Consider the following 19,017-nt stretch of genomic DNA (forward strand, 5'->3'; position numbering starts at 1 on the left):
CTTTCACGTGACGTATCGCGCGCGGTCGTGAGGTATAAACTGGTATAAACTTTTCCATGCCATTTAGCCAATCACCCCAAAGACACCGCGCGCCATGGGAGTGATCTAATCGACAGATCAGAACTTTTGGGGTAACTTCGTTCTATCGACTATGCGGGAGGCGTCATGGATAGCGACGACAAGAAAAGCCTGGCGATGTTCGGCTTCAGGCGTTCGGGCATTCGCAACAAGAAGGCCGCGCGCGCCATCCTCCTGATTTCCCTATTGGTTATCGCCCTCGCTGTATGGTTCGTTATTTTCAGGCATTGACGTCGGGCGCGTTCGCCCGCAGGCCGGATACCGATAAATCCGCGTCTGACGACGGGCTGCGGACAAGGTCGGTCAGCAGATTTTGAAAATTGACGGGTTCGAACGGTTTGGGAATGAAACCGGTCATCCCGGCGTCGTGGCACTTCTGGCGATCTGACTCACCGACATGGGCCGTCATAGCGATGATCGGCGTCGCGGGCAGATGGCGCAGGACCTCCAGCTCGCGGATACGACGTGTGCTTTCGTAACCGTCCATGCCCGGCATCTGCACATCCATAAGGATTACGTCGTAGTCGCACTGCTCGCTGCGGCGGACGGCCTCCATGCCGTTGCGCGCTACGTCGTAGCCGAAGCCCAACCGGTCGAGTAAGGTCGTAACGACCAGGATGTTCGGTTCGTAGTCATCGACCACCAGCGCGTTCTGATGACTGCGCACGACCCCGGCTTCCGGTCGGCGCGCCAGTGTCGCCCGCAACGGATCGTGCTGGATCAGGACGTCCAGTGTGAACACCGACCCCAGACCCAGCGTACTTTTGACGCTGATCAGGCCGCCCATCTGGCGCGCAATGGCCTGACTGATCGACAGACCCAACCCCGACCCGCCATAGCGCCGCGTCATCGAGGCGTCGGCCTGCATGAATTTGTCGAAGATCAGCGGCAGCACCTCGTCGCCGATACCAATGCCGGTATCGATGACCTCGAAATGCAGCCGCGACGCCTTGGCACCGACATCAACGGCGCTGACGCGCAGGTCGACCGACCCGCTTTCGGTAAATTTCAGAGCGTTTGAGACCAGATTGGTAAGTATTTGCTGCAAACGCAGGCCGTCGCCGCGATAAAACTCGCGCACGGGGCCGCTGAAAGACACATTCAACGCCACGCCCTTTTGTGTGGCCGACAGACGCTGGGGGCCGATGGTGTGTTCGATCAGTTCCGGCAGGTTGAAGTCATTGACCTCAAGCTCCATCGCCCCGTTTTCAAGCTTCGAGAAGTCGAGCAGGTTGTTGATCAACCCCAGCAGATTATCTCCGCTCTGTTTGAGGACGGCAAGGTATTCGTGCTGCTTGGGCGTCAGGTTCTCGGCCATCGCCAGGATGTGGGTCAGTCCGATCACCGCATTCATCGGCGTGCGCAGTTCGTGGCTCATATTGGCCATGAACTCTTCGCGGCGGCGGGTCACCTCGGCCAGCAGGGCTTCGGTTGCCTTTTGCTGGCTGATGTCGCGGGCGACCTTGGAGGCACCGATAACCCGACCGCTGGAATCGCGGATCGGCGACACGGTCAGGGACAGGTGGACCTCCTGCCCGAACTTGCCGACGCGGATCGTCTCGAAATGGTCGATACGCTCGCCGCGCCGGACCTGACCGATGATGTGGGTTTCTTCGTCGCGTTTGTCGTGCGGTATGATGAGGGTAATATGCTGGCCGATGGCCTCTTCGGGCGTATAGCCGAAAATGCGCTGCGCCGAAGCATTCCAGGCGGTGATAACGCCGTCCAGCGTCTTGCCGATAATCGCGTCGTCCGAGGATTCCACAATGGCCGCCAGATAGCTGCGCATGTGCTCGAAATCGGGTTCTCCCCGCTGGTCTGAGTCCGAAAACGGCCCGCCCATATAAACCACCCCGCAAACACTTTACGTAGCGTCAATTTTTATAAAAAACGCTCCTCCACAATATACGACGCGTAAAAAGCTTCAACAATTTACACTTTAAAATGTTGATTTTTAAAAATTATTTATAGATTTTTTATTTTTCCACTCACCTTCATTATGCAAATTTGTTATGCCACGACACAGGGCGCAACCCAGGCGCTAGCCTGCAAACTCAGGCTGTAGCGCGTCAAGGTTTGAGGGCTCTGCCAAAGCACGACCGTCCGTCTGCCGGCGGAACGTCGACGAAGCCACATAGGCAGCCTGCCGCAAACGCATGATCGACCCCAATGGCCGATGCGCTGCCAGTGCGTGCCACGGATTGAACGCCATGCCGTGATCGATGGCCTGAGATTTAACTTCGCTCCACGCCGATTGGGCGGGAACCGTCAGGCGGGCAACGGTATAAAAAGGACTGATCGCTTCATCCCATACCTTCGCCGCGTCCTCGACCGGCATATCCTCCAGATTTTCGCACAATTGTACCCGCAGCTCCCAGGCTCCGCCTTGGTGCCGAAAGGTTTCGATCATGGTTTCCCGCAAAATCAGATCCTTGCCGCCGACATCGATTTTCACTTCGCGCAGAGCCCTGACATTGTCAGACGCGGGAACGATGGACAACTTGGCGATATAATCACCATATCGTACAGGCACCTGCGTATAGTAGATCTCTCCGGCGGGGTGCCGCGGCACTTCGCCACCCAGCGCGCGGATCGGGGTGGATTTACCGCCGAAAGCTTCAACGATCTTTTCGGTATTGCGCAGGACAGAAGACAGAGCCACCTTGGCCGCCTCTGCACGATCGGTGGTGAGGGCAAGAAGCTTGAGACTGTTGAGGAAGGCCCGGGCATTATTGGTCTGAAACGCCGGACCGTTGACCATGACGAAATCCTGCGTCGTGTCAGTCTCAGAGCCCGTGACCCTCGCACCCTCGACATTCAATATCTTGATGGCCAGTCCATGCGGTGTCGACACCTTGTCGGGCAGAACATCTCCCGGTGTGGTCGAAAAACGCATCACGAGAGGATATTGCCCTCTGTGAGCGAACAAGCCCTGCGCCAGTTCGGGTGGTAAATCCTCCGCTATCGTCAGCTCGCCGACAAGCAGGCCGTGGCTTTTGGCATGTACGCTGCGCAACCCCTGCCCGGTATCCCCGGCGGTCTTGCGACTGATTCCGATCAACGTCTCGGCCAGTTCGGCGGCCAGTTGCGTCTCGTCCTCATCGACGGTTTCAACATCGGGCGTATAGAGCACAGGCATGGGGCTTTTCCTTTTGGACAACGGGTCCGACGCTGCGCGTAGCGGCGTATAATGTCGTCGTCTCATCCCGGCTACCTTTGCAAAAAAGCCGTTCCTGATTTTACCAAGTCACAGCGCCTGTGGATAATATATTGCTATTTATAGGTTTTTCACGAAACCCGAAACGAACGACGGAGCCTTCTTATGCGGTGCTGACTAGGTTGCCGTCAGCTGTTCAGTCTTTCCGTTATTCAAGGAGTTGCACGTGTCCGCCAATCCTCCGGTCATGTCCCCTGTCGTTCCTCAGGCCCCTCAACCGGTGCCCGTTCCTTCGACGCCTCCCGCAACGACAACAGCCCCCGCGCCCGTTCCGCCGACCTTTCGGACACGTGCGCAGGACACCCTCCGCAATCATCCCTTCGCCGCTCTGTCCGCCGTCGGCCTTGTCGCCGCAGGTATAGGGGCCAGGGTAGCGGCGGCATTCAAACGCTAGATTTTACCGCGCCACACTCCGTTTTGGACGGCGCTCCCAAGGAGAGAGACGTACATGATCCTCAAGAAAACCCTGCTCACCGCTTCATTGGCCGGCTTCATCGCCGTAGCCGCCTGTTCCTCGCCGCAAGAAGAGGCGGCCGAGGAAGCGTCTGAGAGCGCCTCGGAAAGCGTGGCTTCGGTCTATGACAGCGCCTCGTCCTCGGCGTCGGAAAATGTCGACTTCGCCGGTCGCGCCACGGTCGCGGGTCTGTTCGAGATCGAGTCGAGCAAACTGGCTATCGAACGTACCAAGAATGCCGACCTCAAGGCCTTTGCCCAGCGCATGGTTACCGACCACACCAAGGCCGCGACCGACCTGAAGGCCGCCGTCACCGCCGCCGGTCTGACGCCGCCGAAGGAAGGCCTCGACGAAGAGCATACCAATATGCTCAACGATCTGAAGAACGCCAAGCCGGAAGAGTTCGACGCCAAATATATCGACGCCCAGCAAAAGGCGCACGACAAGACGGTCGACCTCTTTGAAAAGGAGTCTAAGGACGGTCAGGCCGGTCCGGTGAAGGATTTTGCCACCAAGACCCTGCCGACGCTTCAGGCCCACCACGACGCCATCAAGGCGCTCGACGAAAAATACTAAATTTCACGAAATTAAGAGAGAAGATGCCGCCCCTGAAAAATGGGCGGCATTTTTTTGTCACTTATCCCAACGCCTTTGTTGCCTTCTCGCTGGCTTCGGCATGGGCAGCGGCTTCCTTTTCGTCGCCTTCCTGACGGGCTTTGGCTGCCAGACCTTCATAGTGCTTTTGCAAGTCGGCCAGTTCCTTCTCGCTCATATTCTCCATGTCGATATAGGCCGTGTTGGCGTTCTTCGCCGCGCGGATCAGCTCATCGAGCTTGAGTTGCATGATCTTGGAGTCGCGGTTCTGAGTATTCTGGATCAGGAACACCATCAGGAAGGTGACGATGGTGGTACCGGTGTTGATAACCAGCTGCCAGGTATCGGAAAACTTGAATAGTGGTCCGGTAATGATCCACAGGATCACCACCCCCGCCGCCAGCCCGAACGCCACAGGGCTGCCGGTCGCCACCGCCGCAGCTTGGGCGAAACAAACGAACCAGCCCTTCTTTTCAGTTTTTTCAGTATCTTGCGTCATGTTTTCCTGCCTTGGATGTGCATCCCAAGCTGGTCTTCAAGGCGTAAGAAAGCAATGGCGAGCTAGATTACATAGAGATCTACATACTCATCCACCGGAGTGTTCTCGAGCCGTGTCTGATCAAGGCTGAGCGCGTAGATCGCGTCCTGTTGTTTTTTGGGAAACCGACGCGCCAGATTGGTCCGGAACTTGGCCTCCAGCAGCGGTATACCCTCCTCACGACGACGTTTGTGGCCGATGGGGTACGCCACGACGATCTCTTCCATCATCGTGCCGTCGGTAAATTCCACGGTCAAACCATTGGCGATAGAGCGCTTCTGCGGATCATGATAGTCGGCGGTGAAGGCTGGGTCTTCGTGGCAAACGATCTTGTCGCGTAAGGTGTCGATGCGCGGATCGAAGGCCACAGCGTCCTCGTAATCCGCCGCCGTCAGCCGCCCGAAGATCAGCGGCACGGCGACCATATATTGAATGCAGTGATCGCGGTCGGCAGGGTTATTCAGCGTCCCCTTTTTGTCGATGATGCGGATACAGGCCTCATGCGTCCGGATCGAGACGCGGGCGATGTCGTCCACGGTTTTGCCGCGCGCCTTCAACTCGAAATGCAGACGCATGGCCGCTTCGACCGCGGTCTGGGAATGGAATTCCGCCGGATAGGATATCTTGAACAGCACGTGTTCCATGACATAGCTGCCATAGGGCCGCTGGAAGCTGAACGCCTGCCCCTTGAACGAGACGTCGTAGAAGCCCCAGGTCTTGGCGGTGAGCGCCGACGGGTAGCCCATCTCGCCTTTCTGCACCATCAGGGCCAGCCGCACCGCGCGGCTGGTAGCTTCGCCCGCCGCCCACGATTTGCGCGAGCCGGTATTGGGCGCGTGGCGATAGGTGCGTAAGGCTTGGCCATCGACGAAGGCCAGCGATACCGCGTCGATGATCTCGTCGCGCGTCAGGCCCAGCATCTGCGCCACAACTGCCGTCGAAGCGACCTTGACGAGGATGACGTGGTCGAGGCCGACACGATTGAAGCTGTTGTCGAGCGCCAGCACGCCTTGAATTTCGTGCGCCTTGATCATGGCGCGCAATACGTCCTTCATCAGCAGAGGCTTCCTGCCTTTCGCGACGTTGTTGCGCGAAATCCAGTCGGCCACGGCGAGGATGCCGCCGAGATTGTCCGACGGGTGCCCCCACTCCGCCGCCAGCCAGGTGTCGTTGAAATCGAGCCAGCGGATCATCGCGCCGATATTGAAGGCCGCCTGTATCGGATCGAGCTGAAATTGTGTACCCGGTACCTTGGCGCCGTGCGGCACGACGGTGCCTGGCACGATCGGCCCCAGCAGCTTGGTGCAGGCGGGATAATCAAGCGCCTCCAGCCCGCAGCCGAGCGTATCGATCAGGCAATTGCGCGCGGTCTCGAAGGCCAGGCCCGAGTCGATATTATAGTCGAGCACGTAGTCGGCGATGTCGGCCAACACGCGGTCGGGTTCAGTACGGATATTGGAGATATGTGTGGACATGGACTTTCTTTCTCCTCCCTGTCGCGTAGCGATGGGAGGGGGACCGCGAAGCGGTGGAGGGGGATGTCTCCAAACGCCTCAACGCGCTCAAACACTTGCGCAATCCCCCTCCGTCATCTTCGCTTTGCTCAGATGCCACCTCCCCATGCCTTCGGCACAGGGAGGAGATTTATTGACGTTCTCCAATCGGCACAAACGCCCGATCCTCAGGACCGGTATAGTTGGCGCTGGGACGGATGATCTTGCCGTCGATGCGCTGCTCAATCACATGAGCCGACCAGCCGGCCGTGCGCGCAATGGCAAACAGCGGCGTGAACATGGCCGTCGGCACGCCCATCCGGTGATAGGACACCGCCGAAAACCAGTCGAGATTTGGGAACATTGTCTTGGCGTCCCACATGACGCTTTCCAGCCGCTCGGCAATCGAGAACATCTTCATCGAATTCTGCTCGGCGCTAAGGCCGCGCGCCACGGTCTTGATCACCTCGTTGCGCGGGTCGGACACCGTATAGACCGGATGCCCGAAGCCGATGACGACCTCTTTGTTCGCCACGCGCGCCCGGATATCAGCTTCCGCCGCATCGGCGTTGTCGTAGCGCTTCTGGATCTCGAAAGCGACCTCGTTGGCCCCGCCGTGCTTGGGGCCGCGCAGCGCGCCGATGGCCCCGGCGATGCACGAATACATGTCAGACCCCGTCCCGGCGATGACCCGACCGGCAAAGGTCGAAGCGTTGAATTCGTGCTCGGCATAAAGGATCAGCGAGACATGCATGGCCTTGACCCAGCTTTCGCGCGGCGTTTGCCCGTGCAGCAGGTGAAGGAAATGCCCGCCGATGGAATCGTCATCGGTCTCGACCTCTATGCGCTTGCCGTTGTGACTGTAGTGGTACCAATAGAGCAGCATCGAGCCCAAGCTGGCCATCAGCTTATCGGCGATATCGCGCGCCGAGGGTGCGTTATGATCGTCCTTTTCCGGCGCCAGGCAGCCCAGCAACGACACGCCCGTGCGCATGACGTCCATCGGGTGCGACGAAGGCGGGATGTTCTCCAGCACCGATTTCAGACTCACCGGCAAACCGCGCAGGGCCTTCAGCTTGGTCTTATAGGCGTCGAGTTCCGATTGGGTCGGCAAGGCCCCGTGTACCAGCAGGTAAGCCACTTCCTCGAACTCGCACCCTCGCGCCAGATCGAGGATATCGTAACCGCGATAAGCCAGGTCGTTACCCGTCCGCCCGACGGTACAGAGCGCGGTATTGCCCGCCGCCATGCCGGACAAGGCGACGGATTTCTTGGGCTTGAAGGCTGTCGTCGCCTCTCCTTTCGGCAGTTCGGTCACTGCGTTCATAGGCGTTTCTCCTGTTATTTGTTTTTATTGAACATCGCATCAAGGCGATCTTCGAAATCGTAATAGCCAATGCGCTGATAGAGCTCGTCACGCGTCTGCATAGTATCGAGCATGGCCTTCTGATGGCCGTCGCGGCGAATGGCCTCGTAAACGGCTTCGGCGGCCTTGTTCATGGCGCGGAAGGCCGACAGCGGATAAAGCTGGATCGCCACGCCGACCGAGGCCAGTTCCTCACGCGTGAACAAGGGTGTCTTTCCGAACTCGGTGATGTTGGCCAGCACAGGCACTTTCACGGCGTCGGCGAATTTGCGATAGGTGTCGAGGTCGTAGGCGGCTTCGGCGAAGATACCGTCGGCCCCCGCCTCGACGCATCTGATGGCGCGCTCGATGGCGGCATCGACGCCGTCCACCGCAATCGCGTCGGTACGCGCGATGAGGAAAAAGTCCGGATCGGTCTTCGCATTGGCGGCGGCCTTGACGCGATCGACCATCTCGGCGACGGAGACGATTTCCTTGCCCGGACGATGGCCGCAGCGCTTGGCCCCGACCTGATCCTCGATATGACACGCCGCGGCACCGGCCTTGATCAGCGCCTTGACCGTGCGCTCGATATTGAAGGCGCTCGGCCCGAAGCCGGTGTCGATGTCGACCAGCAGCGGCAGGTCGCAGACATCGGTGATCCGCCGCACGTCGATCAGGACGTCTTCAAGTCCGCTAATGCCAAGGTCGGGCATACCCAGCGACCCCGCCGCGACACCGCCACCGGAAAGGTAGATGGCCTTGTAACCGGCCCTTTTCGCTAACAAGGCATGGTTGGCATTGATCGCGCCGATGACCTGTAACGGCTGTTCGGCTTTCAACGTATCTCTGAATTTCGCACCGGGTGTCATCAAGACCTCTGCTAATCCCCTCGCCCCTGCGGGGAGAGGGTGGCGCGTAGCGCCGGGTAAGGGGGAAAGGGTCAGAGTGCGAAAGCCCCCTCACCCTAGCCCTCTCCCCAATGGGGAGAGGGGATTAAGAAATACGCTCCAGAATACTCACATAGTTCGCCACCGCGCCGCCGCCCATATTGAATACTGCGCCCAGCTTCGGATCAGGCAATTGCATGTCCCCGGCCTCACCAGTCAGTTGCCGCGCGGCTATGACATGCATCGACACACCCGTCGCGCCGACCGGATGGCCCTTGGCCTTCAAGCCACCGGACATATTGGTCGGCAGAACACCCTGCCGACCCGTGCCGCCAGCAATAATAAAGTCCGTGCCCTGCCCTTTGGCCGCCAGACCCATTGCTTCCGCCACCAGCACCTCGGCGATGGTGAAGCAGTCGTGCACCTCGGCGAAACTCAACTCGGAGACGGTTATTCCGGCCTGTTCATAGGCCTTGGCGAAGGCCATGCGCGGGCCGGTGAAGGCGAGCAAATCCTTTTGCGACAAGGGCAGCAGATCGTTGACCTGCACCGCCGCCCGAAAACCGACCGCGCGTTTGAAGTCCTTGGCCCGATCCGCTCGGACCAGCACCAGCGCCGCCGCGCCATCCGAGACCAGCGAACAATCGGTCATTTTCAGCGGATCGGAGATCAACGGATTCTTATCCGACACCGTGTGGCAGAACTCGACCGACAGCGGCTTGCGCAACTGCGCCAGAGGGTTGTGCATAGCCGCCGCATGGTTCTTGGCCGCTACATGCGCCATAGCCAATGTTGGATCGCCGTACCTGTCCGCATAGACCCTGGCATAGCGCGCGAAGATGTCGGGAAACGACAGCCCCGCCTCTTCTTTCTGATAGCTGGCCATGCCGAGCGAACGCGTGACGCCGGCCCCATCGACATCGGTCATCTTTTCGGCCCCGACCACCAAAGCCACGTCGATGCGCCCGGCAGCTATGGCATCCAGCGCTGCATGGATTGCCGCCGATCCCGACGCACACGCATTTTCCAGTCGCGTCGCAGGCTTGTAACGCAGACCCTCATCCGCCTCCAAAACCATCGAGGCGCAAAAACCGTCCGTCGTCAGCCCGGCATTGTAAAGTCCCAGAAATACGGCATCGACGTCCGCGCCGGCGATCCCGGCATCGGCCAGGGCTTCGCGCGCCGCCGCCTGAATCAGGTCTTCCAGCGACTGGCCACTGAGCCGTCCAAACGGCGTGTGGCCCCAGCCGACCATAGCGGCCTTAAGCATACCCACTCCTGTGTTTTCGCCGGATCAATCCGGCATCCCTGTCGTGCCACGCAACTTATTTTGTTGCATTTGACACTATATTAGACGCCCTGCCCTTGCGTCAGTCAAGCCCAGACGGTGGCACAACTGCGTGACCGCCCGCACTGCATTTTTATTTCGCATCTGCGAAGCTCGGCTACCATGCGCAAACCCTTTTCCCTCCCCCTGAACCAGACCGCCTTCGCGGCCGGCCTGATATTACTGGTCTTCGGGCTGGTGGCGTGGATCGTGTTGTCGCCTGCCGCCGTACACGGCCTCTATAATTCCGACATTCTGTTACCCGCCGCCTTGCACGACAACGCTTTTATGCGCCCCAACGGTTATCTGGGATTTCAGCAGGCGCGCATCCTCAGCTTCTTCCCCGATCAGGCCGTCTATCATCCTCTGGCCCTTCTGACCGGCGATCCGCGCGTGGCTTTTTTCGGCTATGCGGTGATCTCGTTCCTCGCCCTGACCTGGGTCAGCGCCACCGCCATTCACCAACTCGATCCCGACATCAGGGTGCCCACAGCGGCACTTGCCTTCGCATTGGTGTTCACGCTGCTGACCTTTGGCCTGAAACAGGTGCCCGGCCTCAGCCCGCCCTACGACGCCCTGCTGTTTCCGGTCAATCATTCCGGTCCGCTGATCGTGTCGATCTGGCTGTTCACGCGCTTGAACGCCCCCCTGAAACCGCAAAAGCTTCTGTTGTCGGTGATAATCTTTCTGACCAGCCTGTCCGACGCCCTGTTCCTGCTGTTCGCCGTCGCGCCGTTAGGGTTGGCCTCTCTGACACGGCTGGATTTCGTCAGCCCGCGCGCGCTCCGGCGCTCGCTATGGCGCGAGAAGACCTATGCCGGTCTGATGGCGTTCGGCCTGTGCGGCGTCGGCGCGTCCAGCCTCTTCTTTTCACAGGGCGCGCCGCCTCTGACGGTTCAGGCCGTCGCCGACGCATTGCGCCTCCTCCGCCATGACCTTCTGTCGCTCAATCCGTTCAATCTATATTATCTGATCGGACTTGTTGTGCTTGTCGGCGTGGTGACGGCGGCTGTCAAACGGTCCGGCGATGCCCGCCGCCAGATGATCTATGTCGCTGCCGCCATGAGCCTGCCGATCGGGTTTTTCATCGTCTATTACGGCGGTCAGGGTGCCTCGCGCTACCTGATGGCCCTGTTTGTCTGGCCGCTGATCCTGCTCAGCGGAGCCGTGGCCCGACACCTGCGAAACGGCCGCCGCGTCATTCTGGCCGGCAGCCTGGCTGGTCTGGCCGCCGGAACCGCCGCCCACGGCAGCGCCATTCCGGCGCTGACCTGGCGCGATCCGGTCGAAGCCTGCCTCAGCCGGTATCCATCCCTCACACGCGGGTTAGCGGCCTTCTGGGTGGCGCGACCGATCTCGGTATCCAGCGACTTCCGCCTGCGCGCCGAGCAGATCAGTCCCGACGGCCAGCCCTATGTCTGGGGTAACGACCCGTGGTGGTACTGGCATGGCGCCGACGGTACGCCTGCGCGCTTCGACTTCATCGTCATGAAGAACCTCGACGAGACTGCTATCCGTGCGAAGTACGGCAATCCGGCCCGCGTCATTCAGTGCCCGACGACGGCGGTATGGATGTACGACGATCCCGCCCGCGTGGCGGAAACCCTGGTGCGCGACGCGGCGCACCTGAAACATCAGATCAGGCTGTGAATTTATACAGTACGATCCCGCTGGTCGTCGCGACATTGAGGCTGTCGAAGCCGCCGTGCATGTCGATGCGCACGGTTTCGCAGGCCGCCATGATGTCGGCGCTCAGGCCCGGCCCTTCGGCGCCGAACAGCACCGCCGAACGCGCGGCGGGCGGCACCACATCGAGCGTCACCTTTCCCGATGGCGTAAGGGCATAGGGCGTCAGGTCGAGCGCTTTCAATGTGCCGATAATATCGTTCATGCGGTAGTGAGGTACTTCCAGCACGCCCCCGACGCTGACTCGGATCGCCTTGCGATACAGAGGATCGCAGCAGGTGGCATCAAGCACCACCGCGTCGACGCCGAAGGCCGCGGCGTTGCGCATCAGCCCGCCCATATTGTCGGTGTTGCTGATCCCGCAAAGGACCAGAACGCGCGCGCGGTTCGCGGAGACGCGCTGGGCCAAAGTCTGTTTCGGCGCGTATCGCCCCAACGCCAGATAACCGCGATGGATTGGAAATCCGGCCACCGCGTCCATAACCGTCTGAGGTACTACATAGACCGGCGCGTTGGGCAAATGGGCTAATCCCGATAACCGCTCGGGCGTCGTCAGAACGCTGACCGTTTCCGCCACAGGCGAGGTAAACAGCCTCTCCAGCACGACCTTGCCCTCGGCCATAAACAGACCCTCGCGACCGGTAAGATCGCGGTCCTTCACATCGCGATAAAGCGCAAGGCGATCATCGTCAGGGTCGTCGATCTCGACTATCGTGGGCTGAATCATGCCCGCCGTTTAGCGCATTAAAACCCGAACCTGAACCGTCAAATGTAATCGACCGTCGTCGCGGCAGGCTTTCGGGGTAATTTTTCTGAATAAAATCGACCATATTCTCCCGCACATAGCAGCGCAGATCGAAGGCCGTCGGCGAATCGAGCGCGCTGACCAGAATGCGGATCTTGATCGTATCGTCATAGACTTCGGTCACCTGCACGACCTCGGTCCGCCCGTCCCACAGTGCCGTCTCCGCCAGCAGGCGTTTCAGTTCGACCCGCAGCGGCTCGATCGGCAGTGTATAGTCGGCATAGAGTTCGACCGTGCCGATCAGGCTGGCCGAAGTTCGCGTCCAGTTCTGAAACGGCTTTTCGATGAAATAGCCGATGGGCAGGACCAGCCGCCGCAAATCCCACAGCCGTACCACGACATAAGTCAGGGTAATCTCCTCGACCCAGCCCCATTCACCTTCGACCACGACGGCGTCTTCCAGACGGATCGGTTGGGTGATGGCGATCTGTATCCCCGCCAGCAGGTTGCCGAGCGTCTTTTGCGCCGCGAAGCCGATGACGATACCCGCCACCCCCGCCGAGGCCAGCAGACTGACCCCCAGACCGCGCAGTTCGTCGAACAGCAGGAAGATCGCCGCCAGCGTCAACACGACCAGCAAAAACGTCGCCAACCGCCGTGCCAGCATGAGCTGGGTGTGGACGCGGCGGGCCTTGAGATTGTCTCTGACCGTGATGTCATGACGGCGTGAGATCGACACGCTGACGATATCAATGGCGCACAGGGCCAGCCAATACACAAGAACGATAGTCAGGAACTTGGTCACCATGATGACGGTTTCACCGTCCATGAGGTCGGGCCAGACAACCCGCACCGCCATGAACACCGCCAGCACCGGCATGACCGTATAGAGCGGTCTTTTCAGGCGCTCCACATCGAACCGATAAAGCGCCGTAACATGGCGCTTTGCCCGCCAGCGTGCAAAGGCCATGACCAGCCACGCCACCAAAAACGCCGCCGCATAGGTCACAACGACCATGGCCGACACGGCAACCCACCGCGGCAGGCCTTCAAAATAATGGGTCAGCAGCAAACGCATCGGCACACACCCTCGACAACGGCCGCAAACTGTGATCACAATGACAGATCAGGTGCGGGGTTGGAATTTGGGGCGCGACGCGCCATCATCCGACCTTAGAATCCCGCCGCATCAAAATTCCATTATTCAAGTGTGACTTATGAAATCGAAGTCCAAACGCCCGCAGACCGGCTTCTCCAAGCGCGGCACGGCGAACGTCTCCGAAGCCGCTGCCTGGTTGGCCGAGCAAAATATCGAAGAAATCGAGTGCATGGTGCCGGACCTCGCCGGTGTGGCGCGCGGCAAGATCATGCCGGTGCGCAAGTTCCTGACCACGGCGGCGATGAACCTGCCGCTGTCGATCTTCTATCAGGACATTACCGGCGACTTCCCCGACCTCGAAGGCATCGTCGGCACCGTGCAATCCGATACCGACATCTTCCTGCAACCGGATTTCAACACGCTGGCGACCGTGCCCTGGGCGACCGACCCCACCGCGCAGATCATCCACGACGCCTATCACCCCGATGGCCGACCGGTCGAAGAGAGCCCGCGTCAGGTCCTGCGCAAGGTGCTGGCGCTCTATCACGCCCGCGGCTGGAAGCCGGTCATCGCGCCCGAACTGGAATTCTATCTCGTCGAAAAGAATATCGACCCCGACTATGCGTTGAAGCCGCCCATCGGACGGTCGGGCCGCCCGGAAACCGGACGTCAGGGCTATTCGATCTCGGCGGTCAACGAGTTCGACGGCCTGTTCGAGGACATGTACGAATATTCGGAATCGCAGGGCCTTGAGATCGACACCCTGATCCACGAATCCGGGGTGGCGCAGATGGAAATCAACCTGCGCCACGGCGATCCGCTCGAACTGGCCGATCAGGTCTTCATGTTCAAACGCACGATCAAGGAAACCGCGCTGGAGCACGACATATACGCGACCTTCATGGCCAAGCCGATGGCGCTGGAGCCCGGCTCGGCCATGCACATCCACCAGTCGATCGTCGACATGAAAACCGGTCAGAACCTGTTTTCCGACCCGAAAACCGGTGAACCCACCGAACTGTTCTTCAATTTCATCGCCGGTCAGCAGACCCACCTGCCTGCCGCGACCTCTTTGCTCGCGCCCTATGTCAATTCCTACCGCCGCCTGTCGAAGGGTTCGGGCGCGCCGGTCAATACGCACTGGGGCTTTGACAACCGCACGGCAGGTCTGCGTGTGCCGCCATCGGATGCTGACAACCGCCGTCTGGAGTGTCGCATTCCGTCGTCGGACGCCAATCCGTATCTGGCCATCGCCGCGACTTTGGCCTGCGGCTATCTGGGGATGGTCAAGGCCATGACGCCCGATGCGCCGGTCGATACCGATGTCTCGAACGACCCGTCCGCCGACCTGCCCTATTCACTGATTCAGGCAGTTATCAAACTGGAACGCAGCGAAGAACTCAGGGAAATTCTGGGCTCGCAGTTCGTCACGGCCTATGCGCGGGTCAAACACCACGAATACGAGACCTTCATGCGCACGATCAGCCCGTGGGAACGCGAGTTTTTGTTGTTGAATGTGTAATTTTTCCCTTCTCCCCGTTTACGGGGAGAAGGTGGCCCGATAGGGCCGGATGAGAGGCATACCCCTTTCATTGCACGTCCTTTGTTGCCTCTCAGCCTCGCAGGCCCGCGCCCACCCCTCCCCCGCAAGCGGGGAGACGGGATAAGTCAGATGACCCAGACTGCCAAAAACACCGGACATCCTGATAATTCGTGGTACGCCGACACCGTGCCCATCACCGCGTTTCCGACGTTCGCAGGCGATAAGACCACCGACATCGCTATTATCGGCGGCGGCTATACCGGCCTAGGTGCGGCACTCGAACTGGCGCGGCACGGTGTCTCCGTCACCCTTATCGAAGGGGCGCAAATAGGCTCCGGCGCATCAGGGCGCAACGGCGGGCAGATCCACACCGGTCAGCGCGTCGATCCGCAAACCCTTGCAGCGCAACTGGGGTCAGATGCGGCGCGCGCATTGTGGGACATGGCGGAGGCCGCCAAGGCGCACCTGTTCGAATTGATCAATACATACAATATCGACTGCGATTTTCGCCACGGCCTGATCCATAGCTGGCACAAGCCGCGCTTTGCCGAGGACGACCGCGCCTATGCCGACTTCGTCAGCCAGAATTACGGCTACGACAAGCTATCCCTGATGGACAAACACGAGGTCGCCGCCGAACTGGGCACCGATGTCTATCACGGCGGCCTGTTCGACGCCGGAGCGGGTCATTTGCATCCGCTCAAATTCGCGCTGGGCATGGCGCGTGCCGCGCATGCCGCAGGGGCCGCGCTTTACGAACATAGCCGCGTGCAAAGCTATCATCCTACAGGGGACGGTTACGTGCTGCGCATCGGCGACGGTCACCGCCTGAAGTGCCGCAAGCTGCTGATCTGCGGCAACGGCTATATGCAGGGGCTGGATCGCGACATCGATCGCCACGTCGTGCCTATCAACAATTTCATCCTGACGACCGAGCCGTTACCCGATCGAACGATCCTGCCGAACGACTATGCGGCCGCCGACTCGCGTTTTGTCGTCAACTACTGGCGGCGGACGGCGGATAATCGACTGCTGTTCGGCGGCGGCGAGAACTATACGCCGTGGTTCCCCAAGGACATCAAGGCCTTCGTCCGCCGCAATATGCTGAAAATCTATCCTCAGCTAGCAAATATCAAAATCACCCACGCCTGGGGTGGAACGCTGGCGATTACGCTAAGCCGCCAACCCTTCGTCCGCGCCCTGTCGCCCGACCGGCTGGTAAGTGCCGGCTACAGCGGTCAGGGCGTGGTGTTGGCCCCCTATTTCGGCAAATTGCTCGCACACGCAGCATTGGGCGATGCGCGGGATATCGACCTGTTGTCGCAACTCCGCCCGCCGCCGTTTCCCGGCGGGCCGTGGCTACAAACACCCGCCCTGATAGCAGGCCTGAGCTGGTACGCGCTGCGCGACCGCCTGTAATCCCTATTTTGTATAGGGTTGTTAAGTTTCATACGCAACGCTTTACGTTGCGTAAGATATCATTCTGTGACTTCTTTGCGACAATTTAAAAACGATTTTGCATTTTACGTGTAAAAACGAAACTCACCCCCTGAAACGCTTAACCTGTTGTTAACCGTCTCGCGCGCCATGCTCATATTGCGCCGCAACAGGTCAACGAGGATCTCAGGCGTACTGTCTGAGTGGCTTAAGCTTAATACCCCGCACCGTTAACCTCTCTGTGTGTCCGGCCCCGTCGCCGCACCGCATGACCTTGCTTGCAACGAAGGAAGCTGTTCATGTCCGCCCAATCCCTGTCCGGTGGCAGTCCCGCCAAAGGCGTCACCCTCTCCGACATCCTGGCCCAGACCTCCAAGGCCAAGACCATCACCAGCAACAAGGTCAAGGACATCCGCGCCGTGACCGGCAAGCTGCGCATCCTGGCGCTCAACGCTCTGATCGAAGCCAAGCACGCGGGGGAAAAAGGTGCCGGGTTTTCCGTGGTCGCCGACGAAGTCCGCGCCATCTCGACCGAGGTCGAGGGACTGGCCAAGGATCTGGGCAACGAGATTGTGACGCTGGAAACCCTCACTCAGGACATGGCCCACGCCAGTCAGGGCGCACGCCTGATGGATCTGGCGCTCAACGCCATCGAACTGATCGACCGCAATCTTTATGAGCGGACCTGCGACGTGCGCTGGTGGGCCACCGATTCGGCGCTCTGTCAGGCCGCTGCCGAACCGGTCGCGACGCGCACGAACTATGCCAGCCAGCGTCTGGGCGTTATCCTCGATTCCTACACCGTCTATATCGATCTGTGGCTATGCGACCTCGACGGCAATATCATCGCTAATGGCCGCCCCGACACCCACCGCGTCATCGGTCAGAACGTGCGCAGCCGTCCCTGGTTCGCCCGCGCCGCCGCTTTGCGCAGCGGTCAGGACTTCGCCGTCGCCGACATCACCACCGAGCCCCTGCTCAACGGCGCGCAGGTCGCCACCTACGCCACCGGGGTCCGCCGCGACGGCGACGTCAATGGCGAGCTTCTGGGCGTTCTCGGCATTCAGTTCGACTGGCAACCGCAGGCCGCCTCGATCACCCAGGGCGTGCGTCTGTCCGAAGAGGAGCGCCGCAATACCCGCGTCCTGCTGATCGACGCCGAAGGCGTGGTCATCGCGGCTTCCGACGGTCGCGGCATTCTCACCGAGCGCGTTCGCCTCAGAACCGAGGGCAAAGCCTTCGGCCACTATGTCGATCCGGTCAACCGCGCCATGGTCGCCTTCCACAAGACGCCCGGTTACGAAACCTATGCAGGGTTGGGATGGTACGGTGTTATCGTACAGGGCGAATAACCGTCCACAAAAAGGATGCACAGGTGCAACACTCTTGTGCAACGCGGCAAAATAAGACTGGTTTGACTTGCAACCATCCGTGCCATGCTGACAATGCCCCCATCTTTTATGGGGGTTATGAGTCGTGGATACGATCAGCGAAACCGAAGTCAGCGTCAACGACATCATCGACTGTACCGTGCGTGCCCGCGACCTGACCCAGCACAAGGTGCGCGACATCCGTCAGGTCACCGCAACCCTGCGCATTCTGGCGCTCAATGCCCTGATCGAGGCCCGCCGCGCCGGGGATATGGGGGCCGGTTTCGGCGTGGTCGCCGACGAGGTCAAGGCCATCTCGACACAGGTCGAGGGCCTGTCCCTGTCGCTGGCCTCCGAACTGGGTGGCGAGATCGAGGCGCTGGAAAAACTGGCCAAGGACATGGCCTTGCAGGCGCAGGGGTCGCGCCTGATGGACCTGTCGCTCAACGCCATCGAACTGATCGACCGCAATCTCTATGAGCGGACCTGCGACGTGCGCTGGTGGGCGACCGATTCCGCTGTCTGGGAAGCCGCCGCGAATCCGTCCGCCGATGCCTGCGCCTATGCGTCGTCGCGGCTGGGCGTCATTCTCGACGCCTATACGGTCTATCTCGATCTGTGGCTGTGCGACCTGAACGGCAAGATCATCGCCAGCGGTCGCCCATCGGTCTTCCGCGCTGCGGGTGAGAGTGTGCGCGCACGCGACTGGTTCCAGAAGGCGTTCGACCTGCCCGACGGCAATGCCTTTGCGGTCGCCGACATCACCACCGAACCCCTGTTGAACGGCGCGCAGATCGCCACCTACGCCACCGGCGTGCGCGAAGGCGGGCGCGCTGACGGCAAACTGATCGGTGTGCTGGGGGTGCATTTCGACTGGCAGCCGCAGGCGCGCGCCATCGTTAACGGGGTGCGTCTCACTGACAGCGAAAAGAGCCGTTCCCGGGCCCTGCTCGTCGATGCCAACGGCCTGATCATCGCCGCTTCGGATGGCCGTGGTGTTCTGACCGAACGCGTGCCGCTGGACACACGCGACCGCAAAGGCGGACACTATATCGACCGCGCCGAGCGCCTGATAGCGTTTCATAAGACACCCGGCTACGAGACCTATGCCGGGCTCGGCTGGTACGGCGTGATCATTCAGGAATCCTAGATTTCTGAATGCGAATCCAATCGATCTCTGATGCGGGCAGCGGCACCTTCG

The 19,017-nt window shown here is 60.2% G+C and carries 16 protein-coding genes; 7 read left to right on the plus strand and 9 right to left on the minus strand.

Annotated features, from left to right (window positions below; translation table 11 throughout):
• The first annotated feature begins 165 nt into the window (after positions 1 to 165).
• The gene (locus AEYBE204_RS40465) at positions 166 to 309 is read left to right on the plus strand and encodes a hypothetical protein (protein WP_023463789.1); all 144 of its coding nucleotides are present in this window, start codon (positions 166 to 168) and stop codon (positions 307 to 309) included.
• On the opposite strand, the gene AEYBE204_RS37415 is transcribed toward AEYBE204_RS40465, so the two are convergent.
• Positions 299 to 1,921, minus strand: coding sequence for a PAS domain-containing hybrid sensor histidine kinase/response regulator (locus AEYBE204_RS37415; RefSeq protein WP_023463790.1), 1,623 nt, complete (start codon positions 1,919 to 1,921; stop codon positions 299 to 301). The genes AEYBE204_RS40465 and AEYBE204_RS37415 overlap by 11 nt on opposite strands.
• 198 nt (positions 1,922 to 2,119) lie before the next feature.
• Positions 2,120 to 3,217: a catalase family protein gene (locus tag AEYBE204_RS37420; RefSeq protein ID WP_023463791.1), complete on the minus strand. Its 1,098-nt coding sequence runs from the start codon at positions 3,215 to 3,217 to the stop codon at positions 2,120 to 2,122.
• A gap of 526 nt (positions 3,218 to 3,743) precedes the next feature.
• Between AEYBE204_RS37420 and AEYBE204_RS0120800 the strand changes: the two genes are divergently transcribed.
• Positions 3,744 to 4,325 (plus strand): DUF4142 domain-containing protein, encoded by a 582-nt coding sequence (locus AEYBE204_RS0120800; protein ID WP_023463792.1) that lies wholly within the window; start codon positions 3,744 to 3,746, stop codon positions 4,323 to 4,325.
• A gap of 61 nt (positions 4,326 to 4,386) precedes the next feature.
• Here the strand turns inward: AEYBE204_RS0120800 and AEYBE204_RS37425 are convergent, their stop codons facing one another.
• From AEYBE204_RS37425 to AEYBE204_RS37445, 5 genes are all read right to left on the minus strand, one after another.
• Positions 4,387 to 4,842: a low affinity iron permease family protein gene (locus tag AEYBE204_RS37425; RefSeq protein ID WP_023463793.1), complete on the minus strand. Its 456-nt coding sequence runs from the start codon at positions 4,840 to 4,842 to the stop codon at positions 4,387 to 4,389.
• A gap of 62 nt (positions 4,843 to 4,904) precedes the next feature.
• Complete coding sequence (locus AEYBE204_RS37430; RefSeq protein WP_023463794.1) at positions 4,905 to 6,356, minus strand: bifunctional 2-methylcitrate dehydratase/aconitate hydratase; 1,452 nt, start codon at positions 6,354 to 6,356, stop codon at positions 4,905 to 4,907.
• A gap of 169 nt (positions 6,357 to 6,525) precedes the next feature.
• On the minus strand, positions 6,526 to 7,701 hold the full coding sequence (gene prpC / locus AEYBE204_RS37435; RefSeq protein WP_023463795.1) for a 2-methylcitrate synthase: 1,176 nt from the start codon (positions 7,699 to 7,701) through the stop codon (positions 6,526 to 6,528).
• A gap of 14 nt (positions 7,702 to 7,715) precedes the next feature.
• Entirely contained in the window at positions 7,716 to 8,591 is an 876-nt protein-coding gene (gene prpB / locus AEYBE204_RS37440) for a methylisocitrate lyase (protein ID WP_023463796.1), read from the minus strand.
• Between the two features lie 124 nt (positions 8,592 to 8,715).
• On the minus strand, positions 8,716 to 9,879 hold the full coding sequence (locus AEYBE204_RS37445) for a thiolase domain-containing protein (protein WP_023463797.1): 1,164 nt from the start codon (positions 9,877 to 9,879) through the stop codon (positions 8,716 to 8,718).
• Between the two features lie 180 nt (positions 9,880 to 10,059).
• Between AEYBE204_RS37445 and AEYBE204_RS37450 the strand changes: the two genes are divergently transcribed.
• The gene (locus tag AEYBE204_RS37450; RefSeq protein ID WP_023463798.1) at positions 10,060 to 11,586 is read left to right on the plus strand and encodes a hypothetical protein; all 1,527 of its coding nucleotides are present in this window, start codon (positions 10,060 to 10,062) and stop codon (positions 11,584 to 11,586) included.
• On the opposite strand, the gene AEYBE204_RS37455 is transcribed toward AEYBE204_RS37450, so the two are convergent.
• Positions 11,576 to 12,349, minus strand: a complete 774-nt coding sequence (locus tag AEYBE204_RS37455; protein ID WP_023463799.1) for an RNA methyltransferase — start codon at positions 12,347 to 12,349, stop codon at positions 11,576 to 11,578. The two genes, AEYBE204_RS37450 and AEYBE204_RS37455, sit on opposite strands and share 11 nt — an antisense overlap.
• Complete coding sequence (locus AEYBE204_RS37460; protein ID WP_023463800.1) at positions 12,312 to 13,445, minus strand: mechanosensitive ion channel family protein; 1,134 nt, start codon at positions 13,443 to 13,445, stop codon at positions 12,312 to 12,314. The genes AEYBE204_RS37455 and AEYBE204_RS37460 overlap by 38 nt, the downstream gene beginning before the upstream one ends.
• A gap of 139 nt (positions 13,446 to 13,584) precedes the next feature.
• Between AEYBE204_RS37460 and AEYBE204_RS37465 the strand changes: the two genes are divergently transcribed.
• From AEYBE204_RS37465 to AEYBE204_RS41050, 4 genes are all read left to right on the plus strand, one after another.
• Positions 13,585 to 14,988, plus strand: coding sequence for a glutamine synthetase family protein (locus AEYBE204_RS37465; protein WP_023463801.1), 1,404 nt, complete (start codon positions 13,585 to 13,587; stop codon positions 14,986 to 14,988).
• A 150-nt stretch (positions 14,989 to 15,138) separates the two neighbouring features.
• Positions 15,139 to 16,428 carry an FAD-binding oxidoreductase gene (locus AEYBE204_RS37470; RefSeq protein WP_023463802.1) on the plus strand — a complete coding sequence of 430 codons (1,290 nt, stop codon included), beginning with the start codon at positions 15,139 to 15,141 and terminating at the stop codon, positions 16,426 to 16,428.
• A 317-nt stretch (positions 16,429 to 16,745) separates the two neighbouring features.
• Complete coding sequence (locus tag AEYBE204_RS37475; RefSeq protein ID WP_023463803.1) at positions 16,746 to 17,798, plus strand: methyl-accepting chemotaxis protein; 1,053 nt, start codon at positions 16,746 to 16,748, stop codon at positions 17,796 to 17,798.
• A gap of 124 nt (positions 17,799 to 17,922) precedes the next feature.
• Positions 17,923 to 18,966: a methyl-accepting chemotaxis protein gene (locus AEYBE204_RS41050; RefSeq protein WP_023463804.1), complete on the plus strand. Its 1,044-nt coding sequence runs from the start codon at positions 17,923 to 17,925 to the stop codon at positions 18,964 to 18,966.
• Positions 18,967 to 19,017 lie beyond the last annotated feature (51 nt).

Origin of the sequence: Asticcacaulis sp. YBE204 (assembly GCF_000495855.1) — a bacterium.
In the GTDB taxonomy this organism is placed as follows: domain Bacteria; phylum Pseudomonadota; class Alphaproteobacteria; order Caulobacterales; family Caulobacteraceae; genus Asticcacaulis.

What these genes read in the sequence shown, in the direction of transcription:
- AEYBE204_RS37475 (WP_023463803.1), top strand. Translation starts at nt 16,746, where the DNA reads ATGTCCGCCCAATCCCTGTCCGGTGGCAGTCCCGCCAAAGGCGTCACC.
- AEYBE204_RS37465 (WP_023463801.1), top strand. Translation starts at nt 13,585, where the DNA reads ATGAAATCGAAGTCCAAACGCCCGCAGACCGGCTTCTCCAAGCGCGGC.
- AEYBE204_RS37460 (WP_023463800.1), bottom strand. Translation starts at nt 13,445, where the DNA reads ATGCGTTTGCTGCTGACCCATTATTTTGAAGGCCTGCCGCGGTGGGTT.
- AEYBE204_RS37450 (WP_023463798.1), top strand. Translation starts at nt 10,060, where the DNA reads ATGCGCAAACCCTTTTCCCTCCCCCTGAACCAGACCGCCTTCGCGGCC.
- prpC (WP_023463795.1), bottom strand. Translation starts at nt 7,701, where the DNA reads ATGAACGCAGTGACCGAACTGCCGAAAGGAGAGGCGACGACAGCCTTC.
- AEYBE204_RS37420 (WP_023463791.1), bottom strand. Translation starts at nt 3,217, where the DNA reads ATGCCTGTGCTCTATACGCCCGATGTTGAAACCGTCGATGAGGACGAG.
- AEYBE204_RS37415 (WP_023463790.1), bottom strand. Translation starts at nt 1,921, where the DNA reads ATGGGCGGGCCGTTTTCGGACTCAGACCAGCGGGGAGAACCCGATTTC.
- AEYBE204_RS40465 (WP_023463789.1), top strand. Translation starts at nt 166, where the DNA reads ATGGATAGCGACGACAAGAAAAGCCTGGCGATGTTCGGCTTCAGGCGT.
- AEYBE204_RS37470 (WP_023463802.1), top strand. Translation starts at nt 15,139, where the DNA reads ATGACCCAGACTGCCAAAAACACCGGACATCCTGATAATTCGTGGTAC.
- prpB (WP_023463796.1), bottom strand. Translation starts at nt 8,591, where the DNA reads ATGACACCCGGTGCGAAATTCAGAGATACGTTGAAAGCCGAACAGCCG.
- AEYBE204_RS37430 (WP_023463794.1), bottom strand. Translation starts at nt 6,356, where the DNA reads ATGTCCACACATATCTCCAATATCCGTACTGAACCCGACCGCGTGTTG.
- AEYBE204_RS0120800 (WP_023463792.1), top strand. Translation starts at nt 3,744, where the DNA reads ATGATCCTCAAGAAAACCCTGCTCACCGCTTCATTGGCCGGCTTCATC.
- AEYBE204_RS37455 (WP_023463799.1), bottom strand. Translation starts at nt 12,349, where the DNA reads ATGATTCAGCCCACGATAGTCGAGATCGACGACCCTGACGATGATCGC.
- AEYBE204_RS37445 (WP_023463797.1), bottom strand. Translation starts at nt 9,879, where the DNA reads ATGCTTAAGGCCGCTATGGTCGGCTGGGGCCACACGCCGTTTGGACGG.
- AEYBE204_RS37425 (WP_023463793.1), bottom strand. Translation starts at nt 4,842, where the DNA reads ATGACGCAAGATACTGAAAAAACTGAAAAGAAGGGCTGGTTCGTTTGT.